Here is a 14,200-nt window from a genome sequence, read left to right as displayed (position 1 = left end):
ACATACCACTGCGCCCTTTGCTATCAAATTCATAGCAAATGACCACCTCCTCGATCTGGCTGTTGCCCGGCTGGCAGAACAGCGATGCGCCCCACTGGCAAAGCCGCTGGGAGGCGGTGCATGGTGACCACCGGGTCGAGCAGCACGACTGGATGCGCCCGCTGCGGGGCGATTGGCAAGCGCGGCTCGAAGAAGAACTGCTGGCCGCCCCGGCGCCCGTCACGTTGGTCGCGCACAGCCTGGGCTGCATCCTCGTCGCCGCCTGGGCTGCGCACTCGCGCAACACGGCCAGGGTGCGCGCCGCATTGCTGGTCGCGCCCGGTGACCTGGAGCGCGACGATCTGCGCCAGATGATCCCCGGCTGGGCGCCCATCGTGCGCCAACCGCTGCCATTCCCGTCGATCCTGATCGCGGCCAACGATGACCCGTACTGCGCGCAAGACCGCTCGCGCCAGATGGCAGTCGACTGGGCCGCCCGGTTCATCGACGCGGGGCAGGGCGGACATCTCAACGGCGAATCCGGCCTGGGCGACTGGCCCGAAGGCCGCAAGCTGCTCAACGAATTGCTAGAAAAGAAGGACTGAAATGACCTGCCCTTGCGTCCATCGCCTCGTGCATCTGCCGTCCCGGCGAAAGGTGGCCTGACCATGGTCACCAAGAAACCCAAGGGCCTCGGCCGCGGTCTCGAAGCGCTGCTCGGCCCCACGGCCAGCGAATCCGGCGAGCCTCAGCCCGAAGGCGGCGTCGCGCAGAACCCCAGCACCCTCCTGCTCGACCAGATGGTGCCCGGCGTCTACCAGCCGCGCACGCGCATGGACGAAGGCGCGCTCTACGAGCTGGCCGAGAGCATCAAGGCCCAGGGCATCATGCAGCCGATCCTGGTGCGCCGCCTCGACGCGGCGTCGGCGGCGGCCAAGAATGCCGAATACGAAATCATCGCCGGCGAGCGCCGCTACCGTGCGGCCCGCCTCGCCGGCCTGGACAGCGTGCCGGTGCTGGTGCGCGACGTGCCGAACGAATCGGCCGCCGCGATGTCGCTCATCGAGAACATCCAGCGCGAGGACCTGAACCCGCTGGAAGAAGCGCAGGGCCTGCAACGCCTGGTCTCCGAATTCGGCCTGACCCACGAACTCGCGGCCCAGGCCGTCGGACGGTCGCGCAGCGCCGCCAGCAACCTTCTGCGCCTGCTCAACCTGGCCGAGCCGGCGCAGGCGATGCTGATGGCCGGCGACATCGACATGGGCCATGCCCGCGCGCTGCTCTCGCTCGACAAGGCCATGCAGATCACCGCGGCCAGCCAGATCGCCGCGCGCAAGCTGTCGGTGCGCGAGGCCGAGGCCCTGGTCAAGAAGCTTGGCGCCGACTTCAGCCTGTCCTCCCCGCGCGCCCGCAACAACGAGGAAAAGTCGCGCGACCTGCTGCGCGTGGAAGAGGAACTCGCCGACCTGCTGATGGCCGAGATCGAGGTCCGCATCAAGAAGAAGAGCAAGCGCGGCGGCAAGGTGGAGCAGAGCGGCGAGTTGGCCATCCACTTCGGCTCGATCGAGGCGCTGAACGGATTGATCGACCGCTTTCGCGGGATGGCGTAGCGCTTGTCCACGCCGCGTCCGTGCGACTGACGCTGTTCGAGCATAGAGATGCCCTGGACCCCTGCGCATGCTGCCGCCGTGCTGCCCCTGCGGCGGCTGACGGGGCAGGGCAGGCTGTCCTTCGCAGGCCTGGTGGTGGGGAGCATGAGCCCCGACTTCGGCTACTACATCGGCAGCTTCGGGCTCGCCAGCTTCGCGCACACGCCGCCCGGGATTCTTGCGGTCTGCCTGCCTGCAGGGCTGTTGGTCCTTTTCGTGGCCTTGCGGATGCGCGAGCCTGTCGCGCATCTCTTGCCGAAGCCGCATCGCCAGGCCTTGCTTGCAATGGGTGCTGTCCGTGGGCCGACCGGGATCCGTTCGATCCTGCTGGTCACAGTGTCGCTGGCGATCGGCGCGGCCACGCACATCGCCTGGGATGCCTTCACGCATGAACGAGGTCTTTTCGTGCAAGGCATTGCGATGCTTCGTGAGCCGGTCGTCACCGTGCTCGGTCGCGATGTCCTGGTCTTCAACATCGCGCAGCATGCGAGCACGGCGTTTGGAACCCTCTGCCTGGCCCTTGCCTACGGCCGCTACGCCAGACGCTTCGGCGCCCTCGATGTGCTGGGTGCCGGCGATCGTCGCCGCCTCGCTTTGCTTGTCGGCATTCTTGTTGCCGCCCTTGTCTGCGCCACGCCCTTTGCGATTTCGGGCGCCACGGGCACGGACGGGGCGATCAACTATTCCAGGCTGCTGATCCTGGAAGTCATGCACGCAACAACGGCCTTCTTCGTCTTCCTCGCCTGTGCCGCGCTCTGGCTGAGCAAAGGCAGGAACGCCTGACCCATCATGCTCGACCACATCTTCCTGACCGTCAGCGACCTCGATCGCTCGATGGACTTCTACGAGGCAGCGCTCCGGCCGCTCGGCATCGCGCATGTGCTCGACTACGACGGCAAGGATGGTCCCGAAGGGCATCCCGACCTCAAGGGCTTCGGACGGGATGGCCGTGTGTTCTTCTGGCTCCGGCAGGGAGATGCGGACGCGAGGTCCGTGCATGTCGGCTTTGTCGCCAGCAGCCAGGACGAAGTGAATGCCTTCCACGAGGCCGCGATGCGCTCAGGCGCGACCGACAACGGCGAGCCCGGCGCACGTCTCCACTACGACCCGCGCTACTACGCGGCGAGCGTTCTCGACCCCGATGGCTACAGCCTCGAAGCGGTTTACAAGAGTTGGCAGCACGGGCACTGAACGGAAGCATCGACTACATCCGTCGGACGGCATAGCTCCACGCGGCTGTCTTTTGGCGAATGAGCAGGCAGGCCCTTTCTCTCTAAGCTTCGTCAAGCAAAACATGGAGTGGGGTGCATCATGCAATTCGGCAGACTGTCCATCGGCGCCGCGACGGCGGGCGCCTTGCTGCTGCTCGGCGGCTGCGAATCGACGAACATGCAAATGGGTTCCCCGGCTGCCAAGACCACGGCCACCGGCAGTGCGGCGGGCAGTGCCACGGCCAATGCCAGCGGCCAGCTCGAGCGCTGCGCCTCACCCCTGGGCACTGTCTCCCTCGTCGAGAACCAGAACGCCGGCTGGTACACCATCCTGCGCAACGAATACCGCCTGCCGCCGACCTCGAACCTTCTGCGCCTGCTGATCCAGCAATCGAACTGCTTCGTGGTGGTCGAGCGCGGTGCGGCCGGCATGAACGCGATGAATCGCGAGCGCCAGCTGATGCAATCCGGCGAAATGCGCCAGGGCAGCAATTTCGGCGCGGGCCAGATGGTCGCTTCGGACTACGGCATGTCGCCCGACATCATCTTCAGCAACAGCAATGCCGGGGGCGCCGGGGCCGCCCTGGGTGGATTGGTCGGCGGGCGCTATAGCGGTGTGTTGACCGCTGTTGGCGGCAACATGCAGACCAAAGAAGCCAATGCGATGCTGACGCTGATCGACAACCGTTCCGGTGTGCAAGTCGCGGCCTCGGAGGGAAGCGCCTCGAAGACCGACTTCGGCGCCTTCGGCTCGGTCTTCGGCAGCGGCGGCGCCGGCGGGCTGGGCGGCTACACCAACACGGCGCAGGGCAAGGTCATCGCCGCGGCCTTCATGGATGCGTACAACCAGATGGTCGTCGCACTGCGCAGCTACAGGGCGCAGACGGTGCAAGGCCAAGGCCTCGGCGGCGGGGGCAGGCTCGGGGTCGATGGTGGCGTGGCACCTTCGCAAACCTCTGCGCCGCCGCCCGTGCGCAAGAAGTGAGTCTCGGAGCTTCGATTCAAGTCGTTGACGCCTGAGGGCCCAACGACCGAATTCCCATTCTTCGATCGGGTCTGGAAACGCTCCCGGCGCTCGGCAGGCGCCCCGCGACCCATCTACAAGCTGAAGATCTTCCCCGGATTCATGATGTTCTTCGGATCCAGCGCCCGCTTGATCGTGCGCATCATGTCCACCGCGCCGGCGCCGGCCTCGGTGATGAGGAAGTCCATCTTGTGCAGGCCCACGCCGTGCTCGCCGGTGCAGGTGCCTTCCAGCGACAGTGCACGGCTGACCAGGTCGTGGTTCAGCTTCTCGGCCTTGACGCGCTCTTCGGGGATGTTCGGGTCGATCAGGTAGCCGAAGTGGAAGTTGCCGTCGCCGACATGGCCGACGAGGAAGTAGGGGATGCCGCTGGCATCGGTCTCGGCCACGGATTCGAGCAGGCAGTCGGCCAGCCGCGAGATCGGCACGCAGGTGTCGGTCGAGATCACGCGGCAGCCGGGCCGCGACTGCACCGCCGCGAAGTAGCTGTTGTGCCGCGCCGTCCAGAGTCGTGTGCGCTCCTCGGGCGTGCTGGCCCATTCGAAGGCATTGCCGCCGTGGTCGCTGGCGATTTCCTGCACCGTCTCGGCCTGCTCCTTCACACCGGCTGGCGAGCCGTGGAATTCCATCAGCAGCATCGGCTCCTCGCGCAGGCCCAGCTTGGCATAGGCGTTGACCATGCGCACCGCGTTCACGTCGATGAGCTCCACGCGTGCGATCGGCACGCCGAGCTGGATGATCTGGATGGTCGTGCGCACCGCCGCCTCGATGCTCGGGAATGAGCAGATCGCGGCCGACACCGCCTCGGGCAGCGGGTAGATGCGCAGCGTGATCTCGGTGACCACGCCGAGCGTGCCTTCGCTGCCGACCATGAGTCGCGTGAGGTCGTAGCCGGCCGATGACTTCTTGGCCCGCGTGCCGGTGCGGATCACGTCGCCGCTGGCCGTCACCACTTCCAGGCCCAGCACGTTCTCGCGCATGGTCCCGTAGCGCACCGCGTTCGTGCCGCTGGCGCGCGTGGCCGTCATGCCGCCGATGGAGGCATCGGCGCCCGGGTCGATCGGGAAGAACAGGCCGGTGCTCTTGATCTCTTCGTTGAGCTGCTTGCGCGTGACGCCGGGTTGCACCGTCACGGTCAAGTCGTCGGCGTTGATCGACAGCACCTGGTTCATGCGCTGCAGGTCGATGCTGATGCCGCCCTGCACCGCGAGCAGGTGGCCTTCGAGCGAAGAGCCGACGCCGAAGGGGATCACTGGCACGCTGAAGTCGCTGGCCAGCTTCACCGCATCCGCCACGTCCTGCGTGCACTCGGCGAAGACCACGGCCGCGGGTGGCGGCGCGTCGAAGGAGGACTCGTCGCGGCCATGTTGCGTGCGGACCGCCATGGCCGTCGAGCAGTTGGCGCCGAAGCGCGCCTTGAGCGCGGCGATCAAGGCTTCGGGCACGTCGCGCAAGGCAATCTCGGGCGTCAGGTGGGCGAGGTCGGCAGGGGCGTTCATCGGCTTGTCTCCAGAAAAGGGGCCTCCCGGTCGCAGCATCGGGCGCGCGGCGATTGGCGGTCTACCATTCTAGGAACCGCACTCCAGAAAGCTACCCACATGGGCAATCGCCTCACACAGATCGCCACGCGCACCGGCGACGACGGCAGCACCGGCCTCGGCGACAATACGCGCGTGCCCAAGGACCACCTGCGCGTGCACGCGATGGGGGACGTCGACGAACTCAATTCCAACATCGGCCTGCTGCTGTGCGAGCCGATGCCCGATGCGGTGCGCGAGTTGCTGGTCGACGTGCAGCACCAGTTGTTCAACCTCGGCGGCGAGCTGTCGATGCCGGGTTACACGCTGCTCAAGCCCGATGCGCTGCTGCAACTCGACAACGCTCTGGCAGAGCACAACGCCACCTTGCCGCGCCTGGCCGAATTCATCCTGCCGGCCGGCACGCGCGCCGCCTCGCATGCGCATGTGTGCCGCACCGTCGCGCGACGGGCGGAGCGCGCTGTGGTGGCGCTCGGGCAGGGCGAGCAGCTCAACGACGCCCCGCGCAAGTACCTCAACCGCCTCAGCGACCTGCTGTTCGTACTGGCCCGCGTGCTGAACCGCGTCGACGGCGGCGATGACGTGTATTGGAAGAGCGAACGCCTGGCGCGAGCGCAGGCGCAGGACTGAATCAATCCTGCGTATCCCGCCCCCATCCCGTCTCCGGCGGCGCGGGCGAGGGCGCGAACTCGTTGAGCGCATCCGCAATCCGCCCCGCGGAACCGAACGAGAGCGTGAATCCCAGCGCCCCATGCCCCGTGTTGAACAGCAGGTTGCGCGGCGCGCCGGGAAGCTGCCCCACGATCGGCAGGCCTGTGGGTGTCGCGGGCCGCATGCCGGTCCACGGATTCAGTTCCGCGAAGTCGCTGCACTTCGGAAACACCGCGCGCGTCGAAGCCACCAGCGACTCGATGCGCGCCGCCGGAATCGACGCATCCGCCCCGACCAGCTCCGCCATCCCGGCCACGCGCAACCGCTGGCCGAGCCGCGCGAACACCACCTTGTGCGCGCTGTCCGTCACGCTCACCGTGGGCGCCGCGCCGGGCGTCTCGTCCACCGCCAGCGTGATGCTGTAGCCCTTCAGCGGATACACCGGCAGCCGCACGCCGAGCCGTTGCGAGAGCGCGTTCGATGCGCTCCCCAGCGACAGCACGAAGGCATCCCCATCCACCGCGCCGCGCGAGGTTGTCACCGCGCTGATGGTGTCGCCGCGCAAGGCAAAGCCGTCGATCGTCTCGCCCAGCATGAAGTGCACGCCGCGCGCCTGCAGCGCATCGACCAGCGCGATGCAAAGCTTGAGGCAATCGGCGGCACATTCGCTCTCCGTGTAGACCGCGCCCGCGATCTCGTTGCGCACGGCGACGAGCGCGGGCTCGATCGCGATGCATTCATCCGGCGACACGATGCGCTGCGGCGCGCTGCCCAGTTCGGCTTGCAACGCGACCTGCCGCGCGGCGCCGTCGAGGGCCTCCTGGCTGCGGTAGATCACCAGCTTGCCGGTGGCTGAGAAGTCGCAGTCCGGCTGCAGCTCGGCCATCATCGATTCGAAGCCCGCGCGACTGCGCATCGCCAGCGCCAGCAACTGCTCGGTGGTGCTGCGCGAGGTCTCGGCATTGCAGGCGCCCAGGAACTCCAGCCCCCAGCGCCACTGCTGGGGATCGAGTTGCGGTCGCAGCTTGAGCGGCGAAGTGCGCGACAGCAAGAGCTTCGGCAACTGGGCCCAGATGGATGGGTCGGCCAGCGGCTGCACATACGAGTAGCTCAGCTGCGCGCCGTTGCCGCCGCTGGCGCCATGGCCCGGTGCGGCTTGGTCGATCACCGTGACCGCGTGGCCGCGCAGCGACAACTCCCACGCGGCGGCAAGGCCGACGATGCCGGCGCCGAGCACTGTGACTTGCATGAGGGGTTTCGACGTCCTTTGGATGGGGTGACTGCCCATGCACTGTAGCCGGGGCCGCACCCGTTCGGGAAATGGAGGGGGCGGGCCATCGCACTTCGCTCCTAGACTGACCGATCACTGACCAACGCCACATCCTGAAGGGAACCTGCCACATGAAGATTTCTGCCGTGACCTCCGCCCTGGTATTGCTGGGACTTGCCAGCTTCGCGGGAGGCGCCCAGGCGGCCGACACGCTCGCCAAGATTGCCGCGGCCAACAAGATCTCCCTCGCGTACCGTGAATCGTCGGTGCCCTTCAGCTACCTCAACGGGCCGGAGAAGCCGATCGGCTTCTCGGTCGACATCGCCAACGCCGTGGCGGCCGAGGTCAAGAAGAAGCTCAACAAGCCCAACCTCGAAGTCGGCCTGATGGCCGTCACCTCGCAGAACCGCATCCCGCTCATCACCAACGGCACCATCGACCTGGAGTGCGGTTCCACGACCAACAACACCGCGCGCGGCAAGGACGTGAGCTTTGCCATCAACCACTTCTACACCGGCACCCGGCTGCTCGTGAAGAAGACCTCGGGCGTCAAGGACTATGCCGACCTCAAGGGCAAGAACGTCGCCATCACCGCCGGCACCACCAACATGCAGGTGGTGCGCAAGTACAACGAGGAGAAGAAACTCGGCATCGACATCATCTCGGCCAAGGACCATGCCGACGCGCTGCTGCTGGTGGAAAGCGACCGCGCTACCGCCTTCGCGATGGACGACATCCTGCTGTTCGGCCTCAAGGCCAACGCCAAGTCGCCGGCGGAACTGGAAGTGGTCGGCGAGTCGCTTCAGGTCGAGCCCTATGCCTGCATGCTGCCCAAGGACGACCCGCAGTTCAAGGCGCTGGTCGACGGCGTCATCACCGGCATGATGAAGTCGGGCGAATTCGCCAAGCTGTACGACAAGTGGTTCATGCAGCCGATCCCGCCCAAGAACCAGCCCATCGGCCTGCCAATGAGCCCGCAGTTGCAGGACAACATCAAGGCCCCCAACGACAAGCCGGCGACCTGAAGCAGCGGTAAACCCCCTTTGGCGAATTGCGTACTTGTGATCTACATTTGAGGGGCGGTTAAGGGAGCACTAACAAACGTGCACCACTCGATGCGCGCAAGGTTTCCCGGAAGGAAGTTCTTGCCGGTCGCAGCCCTTTCTCTCCCGCGCGCCGAGGGCGCCAATCACTACCGCATGGAGCGGCAGAAGGGCTTGCTCTGCGCGGGCAATGGCGAGATCGTCCACGTCTCGCTGGGCGAGCGCCATGTGGTCGAGCGTGGCATCGACTATCGACGTGCGCCCGCCACGCCGCCTGGCTTCATCGATCGCGAGGAAGCCACCGGCATTGTCCTCGGTACGCTGCAAGTTGGCTTGGCCTCGGTCGAGGTCACGGGCGAACACGGCATCGGCAAGAGCTGGATGCTGCGCCGTGCGGGCGCCGAGGCGCAGTCGCTGTTCGGCGACGGCGTGGTGCGCGTTCCGCCCGGCACCTTCGGCGGCTCCGACCTGCTGCAAGCCCTGTTCGAGGCGTTCTATGGCGTCGAGGAACGATGCCGTCCGGGGCGGCAGGAGTTGCGCGAGCGTTTCGTGGGCACGCGGGCGCTGCTACTGGTCGATGATGCGGCGCTCGACGACAACGCCATCGAGCAATTGCAGGACGTGGCACCGGGCTGCGCGGTGCTGCTCGCCACCCATCAGCCTCGCTTGCAGCGCGACGTCGGGCCGATCGTGCTGGGCGGGCTGTCCGCCGCCGATTCGATGGCCCTGCTGGAACGTTTGCGCGGCGCTCCCATCACCGGCCCCGAACTCGGCGAGGCGCTGGAGCACTGCCACGCGACGCGCGGGCACCCCGAGCACCTGTCGCGCAGCGGCGGGGCCGACCCGGCCTCGCTGGACCGACTGGACCCGACTTCGCGCGCGGTGCTCGACATGCTGGCCGCGTTCCACCCGCAGGCCGTGCAGGCCGCGGTGATGACCGACCTCTGCGGCAGGCGTGACGCCTTGCCCGCGATCGAACTGCTGATCGGCGCCGGCTGGGTCTATCAGGACGATGGCCAGGTGCGGTTGATGCCCCATGTCGTGACCGCACTCGAGGCGGCGCCGGTGCGCGTCGCCCAGCGGCGCATCGACGGGCTGGTGCGGCTCGCGCACCGCGCGGCCCGCCAGCCGCGGGCCATGGCATCGGGACTCGTCGCCTTGCCCCTGCTCTGGTCGGCGCTGGATGCGGCGCGCAGGACGCATGCCTGGCTCGACGTGATGGCGATCGTGCGCGCTTGGGATGTCCCTTTGGTCCTCGCTTGCCAGTGGGATGCCGCCAAGCGCGCGCTCGACTGGCATGCCAAGGCTGCCTGGAAACTCGGCGACGAGCGCGAACGCGCCTGGGCGCTGCACCAGCGCGGGACGCTGGAACTGGCGCAGGGCTATCCGCCCCTGGCGGCCCAGTTGCTGCGTGAATCCTTTGCCTTGGCCGAGCAGGTGGAGGACCATGCGCTGGCCGCGTCGGCCCGCTACCACCTCGGCTGGCTCACGCCCGAGGCGCCACCCGAAGGCTGGGGCAGCACCTCGGGGCCGATGCCTCTGGCTGCCAGCGACCCTTTCGAGAGTAGCGCGGGCACGAACTCGCCCGCGCCAGATGCCAGGCACATGGCATCGCACCCGCCGATGCGCTCGCTGGTGGCCCAGGTGGCGCTGGCGTTCGCGATCGGACTCGCCGGCGTGCTCACGGTCGCGGCCGTGGTGCGGATGGGCGACGCGCCCGTCAGTCCGCGTGGCTCGACGTCGGTCGGGGAAGAGACCGCCAGGGGGCTGACGCGGACTTCCGTGGAGGTCGCGAATCCAGGGCGCTAGGGTCTGTTCGTGAACGCGCCCAGACCCGGGCGGTCAGCGGACGCCCACGGCCGCCGGCATGAATCACCAGGGGCCGGCCGGCTCCTGGGCGCAAGAGGAGGTGCCTGGAGCGCTCAGAGTGAAGAGGGCGCCAACTGGGCGCGGACGTTGCGGCCGGTGATGGTCAGTCGCAGGCCGCCGCCGTGCCATTCGAGCCAGTTGAGCGCCACGTAGGCCTCGATGTCGTCGGCATCGATCAGGTCCGCGTGTCGTTGCTTCAGCAGATCCACCGTACCGGGGAGGGCCTGCCTCAGACGTTCACGTTGTGCTGCCCGCTCATTCGCTTCTTCGAGCGACTTGGACGCACGAGAAATTGCTGCCATTGCTTGTCCGTTCTGGAACCTGTAATGAGAACCCCAATGTACGCCGTACGAGTTGCCGGCGTATTCTTTTTTCTGACTGTTGAAACTTCCAGTTCGCAATCCGTGCAGCAAGTTACGCGCCCAGGTGTGCTGTCCCACAAATAACTGCACATGAAATCGCGCCTTTCGAGCCATGGCCGCGTTGCAAATCCTCGCGATACCTGTTGGTATCGCTGCGGTTTGCGCCTTGCCCTGGCCCGAAACGCATCGATTTCATTTTGTGCAGCTACTTGCGGGACAGCACACGAGGCGCTTACGCGGCTGCCCGCTTTGCGTTTTCCTCGTCGTAGAGCTCCTTCTTGGAGAGCTTGCCGACGGCGGTCTTGGGGAGTTCGTCGCGCACGTCGATCTCGCCCACCATTTCATGCTTGCCCAGGCGGTCCTTCAGGAAGGCCTTGAGCGACTCCAGCGTCACCGGCTCGGCGCCGGCCTTGAGCTTGATGAAGGCCTTGGGCGACTGGCCGCGGTACGGGTCGGGCACGCCGATCACCGAGACTTCCTCGACCGACGGATGCTCGTAGATCGCTTCCTCGATGGTGCGCGGGTAGACGTTGAAGCCGCCGCACAGGAGCATGTCCTTCGTGCGGTCGACGATGAAGACGAAGCCGTCCTCGTCCATGATGGCCACGTCGCCGCTGCGGAAGAAGCCGTCGCTGGTCATGCTGCCCTTCGTGGCGCTGTCGTTGTGCCAGTAGCCCTTCATGACGTTCGGGCCGGAGATGCACAGTTCGCCGCGCTCGCCGGTCGGCACCTGCTCGTCGGGGTTGTCCAGGCTGCGCATCGACAGCGTGATGCCCGGCAGCGGCATGCCGCAGGAGCCCGCCTTTCGACGACCGCGCGCCGGCGTGAAGCTGCCGGTGGGCGAGGTCTCGGTCATGCCCCAGCCTTCGTTGAGATTGCAGCCGGTCATCGCGAAGAACTTCTGCGCCACTTCCACCGGCAGCGGCGCGCCGCCGGAGCCGCAGGACTTCAACGAGGTCATGTTGATGTCCTTCGCCTTCGGATGGTTGGCGATGGCGGTGTACATGGTCGGCACGCCGGCGAACATGGTGATCTTCTTGGCCTCGAATTCCTTCATCACGGTCTCGAGGTCGAAGCGCGTGTGCAGGATCATCTCCGCGCCCAGGCGGATCGCCATCAGCATGTTGACCGTGAGCGAATAGATGTGGAACAGCGGCAGGACGGCCAGCACGCGCTCCTCGCCGAAATTGACGATCGGGTCGTCGCCCGAGAGGCTCTCGACATACTGGCTGCAAGCGGCGGTGAGGTTGCCGTGCGTGAGCATCGCGCCCTTGGGCAGGCCGGTGGTGCCGCCGGTGTACTGGAGCACGGCCACGGTGTCGGCCGGGTCGGCGATGGGATGCGACGTGTACTTGCCGTCGTTGTCGAGCAACTGGGCGAAGCTCATGTGGAAGTCGTCGGTGGCCACCGGGGCCAGCATCTTGCCGGCCTCCAGCTGCGCGCGGATGGGGCCGGGCGCGGCCGAGTATTCGGGCAGCGTGCCGACCACCAGCTTCTTCAGGCGCGAATGGCCGAGCAGGCGCGACATCTGCGGGTAGAGGGCGGCCAGGTCGAGCGTGACGAGGATGTCGGTCTCGCTGTCCTCGACCTTGTGCTCGAGCACGCGTTCCGCATCGAGCGGCGAATAGTTGACCACCGTACCGCCGGCCTTCATCACGCCGAAGAAGGCGATCGGGTAGTGCGGCGAATTGGGGAGATACAAGCCGACATGCACGCCCGGCTTGACGCCCAGCTTCTGGAATCCGCTGGCCGCATGGTCGACCATCGCGCCGAACTCACGGTAGCTGATGCGCCGGCCCATGAATTCGAGGAAGGGCCGGTCCGGCCATTGGGCGATCGCTTCGTCGAGCAGCTGCTGCACCGGCGAGATCGTCAGCGGCGCATCCCAGCGCACACCGGCGGGATACGAGGAAGTCCAGGGTTGGGCGTTGTTGGGCATTGTTGTCTCCTTGAGATATTGTTCTAGGGGGAAGTGGGGCGCCCGGCAGCGGTTGCCGGCGGGCGCCAGGTCTTGAAGTCAGCGCGTGGGAGCGTTCCGCGCCGTGTGGTTGGCAATGCCTTCGATCACCGCGGGCCACAGCGACACCGGCAGCGCATGCCCCATGGTGGGCAGGCGAAGGAGCTTCGCATCAGGAATGGCCGCGGACACGTCGATGCCGGCTTCCACCGGCACCAGCGGGTCGGCGTCGCCGTGGATCACGAGCGTCGGCACATGCGTGTTGCGCAGCGCCGGCTTGCGGTTGCCCGAGGCGAAGATGGCCGCCAGTTGGCGCGCAGTCCCGGCCGGGTTGAGCCCGCGCTCGAAGACCGCGCGGCCGCGCTCGGCATCGCGCGCCTCGTCTTCCGGGAAGGGATGCGGGCCGCGCAGCACGCGCCACACCTTGGCGTAGTGGGGAAGGTAGGCCTCCAGCGTCTGCGGCGCCGGGGTGAACAGCACGGCCAGCGCTTCCGGCGTCGGTGGCGGCAGCGACGGGTCGCCGGTGCTCGACATGATGCTGGTGAAGGACAACATGCGGTCCGCGTGATGGATCGCCATTTCCTGCCCGATCGCGCCGCCCATCGAGGCGCCGACGATGTGCGCGCGGGCGATGCCCAGCGTGTCCATCAGGCCGGCCACGTCGTTCGCCATGTCGACCAGCGTGTAGGGCGTCGTGAAGCTCTGGCGCGCCAGCGCCTTCATCATCAGCGCCTGCACGTCGGGCACGCCGAGTTGCGACATCGAGGTCGACAGCCCGACGTCGCGGTTGTCGAAGCGGATCACGTGCACGTTGGCCGCGGCCGCCAGGTGCGCGCAGAACACTTCGTCCCACGCGATCATCGAGGCGCCGAGCCCCATGACCAGCACCAGGGGCGTCGCACCCGGGTCGCCGAAGCTGTCCCAGGCCAACTCGACGCCGTTGGCCTTCGCGAAGTTCGGACGACTCACTTGCCGCCGGACTTGAGCAGGTCGCTGACCTGCTTGACGTTGTCGTTGATGCGGTCGCGCACCACGTTGAAGGCGTCGGCCTGCGACTTGGCGGCCAGCTCGGCCAGCTCCTTCATGTCGGCCAGCGCCTGCTTGAAGGCGGCGCGGCCCATCTCGTCGAGCTTGGCCAGCTGTTCCTTCGGATCCTTGCCCGGCATTTCCTTCGCCGCGCTCTGCCATTCGGTGATGGAGGTCTTGAGCATCTCGGCCTGGCGCTGCACCACGGCCTGCAAACCCTTGTAGGACTTCTCGTTGGCCTCGACCAGCGCCTTGAGGTCCTTGCGGCGGTTGTCCAGCACGGCGCTCGCCGCCCCTTGCAGATTCACGTTCTTGAAGGCTTCCGGCACGCCGGGCAGCTTCAGGCTCTTGAGCTTCTCGACAGCGCCCTTCAAGGGCGCGGTCATCGCTTCCTGCATGTCCTGCACGGCGCTGGTCGCGGGTGCTGCGGCCTTCTTGGCAGCAGCCGGTGCCTTCTTGGCGGCGGATTTCTTTGCAGTTGCCATGGTGTGAATCTCCTCTGGGGGGTGGTGAATGAATTGGGGTGACACGATACGCTGAGAGCGAACTTTCGTGGAGCCTCATCGCCGGTTTTTTGCATCGGGCTTTCCCGCTGTCCCGCGCGGGACTGGGAACGCGTCG

General features: G+C 66.9%; 14 protein-coding genes. 8 read left to right on the top strand and 6 right to left on the bottom strand.

Annotated elements, in window-relative coordinates; all coding sequences use genetic code 11:
• Window positions 1-38 precede the first annotated feature (38 nt).
• From WKW79_RS21275 to WKW79_RS21255, 5 genes are all read left to right on the top strand, one after another.
• Window positions 39-584 (top strand): RBBP9/YdeN family alpha/beta hydrolase, encoded by a 546-nt coding sequence (locus tag WKW79_RS21275; protein ID WP_340337194.1) that lies wholly within the window; start codon window positions 39-41, stop codon window positions 582-584.
• A gap of 63 nt (window positions 585-647) precedes the next feature.
• The gene (locus WKW79_RS21270) at window positions 648-1,589 is read left to right on the top strand and encodes a ParB/RepB/Spo0J family partition protein (protein WP_340337193.1); all 942 of its coding nucleotides are present in this window, start codon (window positions 648-650) and stop codon (window positions 1,587-1,589) included.
• Between the two features lie 48 nt (window positions 1,590-1,637).
• Window positions 1,638-2,411 (top strand): DUF4184 family protein, encoded by a 774-nt coding sequence (locus WKW79_RS21265; protein WP_340337192.1) that lies wholly within the window; start codon window positions 1,638-1,640, stop codon window positions 2,409-2,411.
• A gap of 6 nt (window positions 2,412-2,417) precedes the next feature.
• Complete coding sequence (locus tag WKW79_RS21260; RefSeq protein WP_340337191.1) at window positions 2,418-2,819, top strand: VOC family protein; 402 nt, start codon at window positions 2,418-2,420, stop codon at window positions 2,817-2,819.
• Window positions 2,820-2,939: 120 nt separating this feature from the next.
• Window positions 2,940-3,824: a CsgG/HfaB family protein gene (locus tag WKW79_RS21255; protein ID WP_340337190.1), complete on the top strand. Its 885-nt coding sequence runs from the start codon at window positions 2,940-2,942 to the stop codon at window positions 3,822-3,824.
• Window positions 3,825-3,937: 113 nt separating this feature from the next.
• Here WKW79_RS21255 and WKW79_RS21250 read toward each other — a convergent pair whose 3' ends face one another.
• Window positions 3,938-5,362, bottom strand: coding sequence for an FAD-binding oxidoreductase (locus WKW79_RS21250; RefSeq protein WP_340337189.1), 1,425 nt, complete (start codon window positions 5,360-5,362; stop codon window positions 3,938-3,940).
• A gap of 99 nt (window positions 5,363-5,461) precedes the next feature.
• Here WKW79_RS21250 and WKW79_RS21245 point away from each other — a divergent pair, with 99 nt between their 5' ends.
• The gene (locus WKW79_RS21245) at window positions 5,462-6,031 is read left to right on the top strand and encodes a cob(I)yrinic acid a,c-diamide adenosyltransferase (protein ID WP_340337188.1); all 570 of its coding nucleotides are present in this window, start codon (window positions 5,462-5,464) and stop codon (window positions 6,029-6,031) included.
• A 1-nt stretch (window position 6,032) separates the two neighbouring features.
• Here the strand turns inward: WKW79_RS21245 and WKW79_RS21240 are convergent, their stop codons facing one another.
• Window positions 6,033-7,301, bottom strand: coding sequence for a D-amino acid dehydrogenase (locus WKW79_RS21240; protein WP_340337187.1), 1,269 nt, complete (start codon window positions 7,299-7,301; stop codon window positions 6,033-6,035).
• 152 nt (window positions 7,302-7,453) lie between these two features.
• Between WKW79_RS21240 and WKW79_RS21235 the strand changes: the two genes are divergently transcribed.
• On the top strand, window positions 7,454-8,347 hold the full coding sequence (locus tag WKW79_RS21235) for a transporter substrate-binding domain-containing protein (protein ID WP_340337186.1): 894 nt from the start codon (window positions 7,454-7,456) through the stop codon (window positions 8,345-8,347).
• 120 nt (window positions 8,348-8,467) lie between these two features.
• On the top strand, window positions 8,468-10,174 hold the full coding sequence (locus WKW79_RS21230; protein WP_340337185.1) for an ATP-binding protein: 1,707 nt from the start codon (window positions 8,468-8,470) through the stop codon (window positions 10,172-10,174).
• 113 nt (window positions 10,175-10,287) lie between these two features.
• Here WKW79_RS21230 and WKW79_RS21225 read toward each other — a convergent pair whose 3' ends face one another.
• The 4 genes from WKW79_RS21225 to phaP form a co-directional block, all read right to left on the bottom strand.
• Window positions 10,288-10,710, bottom strand: a complete 423-nt coding sequence (locus WKW79_RS21225) for a hypothetical protein (protein ID WP_340337184.1) — start codon at window positions 10,708-10,710, stop codon at window positions 10,288-10,290.
• A 118-nt stretch (window positions 10,711-10,828) separates the two neighbouring features.
• Complete coding sequence (locus WKW79_RS21220) at window positions 10,829-12,535, bottom strand: long-chain-fatty-acid--CoA ligase (RefSeq protein ID WP_340337183.1); 1,707 nt, start codon at window positions 12,533-12,535, stop codon at window positions 10,829-10,831.
• 78 nt (window positions 12,536-12,613) lie between these two features.
• Entirely contained in the window at window positions 12,614-13,522 is a 909-nt protein-coding gene (locus WKW79_RS21215; protein ID WP_340337182.1) for an alpha/beta fold hydrolase, read from the bottom strand.
• Entirely contained in the window at window positions 13,519-14,064 is a 546-nt protein-coding gene (gene phaP, locus WKW79_RS21210; RefSeq protein ID WP_340337181.1) for a TIGR01841 family phasin, read from the bottom strand. The genes WKW79_RS21215 and phaP overlap by 4 nt, the downstream gene beginning before the upstream one ends.
• Window positions 14,065-14,200 lie beyond the last annotated feature (136 nt).

It is taken from the genome of Variovorax robiniae, from assembly GCF_037889955.1.
Lineage (GTDB): Bacteria > Pseudomonadota > Gammaproteobacteria > Burkholderiales > Burkholderiaceae_C > Variovorax > Variovorax robiniae.
This window is presented reverse-complemented; position numbering and strand designations above follow the sequence as displayed.

Bases quoted from the DNA above. Each gene is read 5' to 3' on its own strand.
- WKW79_RS21270 (WP_340337193.1), top strand. From the start codon at position 648: ATGGTCACCAAGAAACCCAAGGGCCTCGGCCGCGGTCTCGAAGCGCTG.
- WKW79_RS21275 (WP_340337194.1), top strand. From the start codon at position 39: ATGACCACCTCCTCGATCTGGCTGTTGCCCGGCTGGCAGAACAGCGAT.
- WKW79_RS21265 (WP_340337192.1), top strand. From the start codon at position 1,638: ATGCCCTGGACCCCTGCGCATGCTGCCGCCGTGCTGCCCCTGCGGCGG.
- WKW79_RS21225 (WP_340337184.1), bottom strand. From the start codon at position 10,710: ATGGCTCGAAAGGCGCGATTTCATGTGCAGTTATTTGTGGGACAGCAC.
- WKW79_RS21250 (WP_340337189.1), bottom strand. From the start codon at position 5,362: ATGAACGCCCCTGCCGACCTCGCCCACCTGACGCCCGAGATTGCCTTG.
- WKW79_RS21260 (WP_340337191.1), top strand. From the start codon at position 2,418: ATGCTCGACCACATCTTCCTGACCGTCAGCGACCTCGATCGCTCGATG.
- WKW79_RS21235 (WP_340337186.1), top strand. From the start codon at position 7,454: ATGAAGATTTCTGCCGTGACCTCCGCCCTGGTATTGCTGGGACTTGCC.
- phaP (WP_340337181.1), bottom strand. From the start codon at position 14,064: ATGGCAACTGCAAAGAAATCCGCCGCCAAGAAGGCACCGGCTGCTGCC.
- WKW79_RS21245 (WP_340337188.1), top strand. From the start codon at position 5,462: ATGGGCAATCGCCTCACACAGATCGCCACGCGCACCGGCGACGACGGC.
- WKW79_RS21255 (WP_340337190.1), top strand. From the start codon at position 2,940: ATGCAATTCGGCAGACTGTCCATCGGCGCCGCGACGGCGGGCGCCTTG.
- WKW79_RS21220 (WP_340337183.1), bottom strand. From the start codon at position 12,535: ATGCCCAACAACGCCCAACCCTGGACTTCCTCGTATCCCGCCGGTGTG.
- WKW79_RS21240 (WP_340337187.1), bottom strand. From the start codon at position 7,301: ATGCAAGTCACAGTGCTCGGCGCCGGCATCGTCGGCCTTGCCGCCGCG.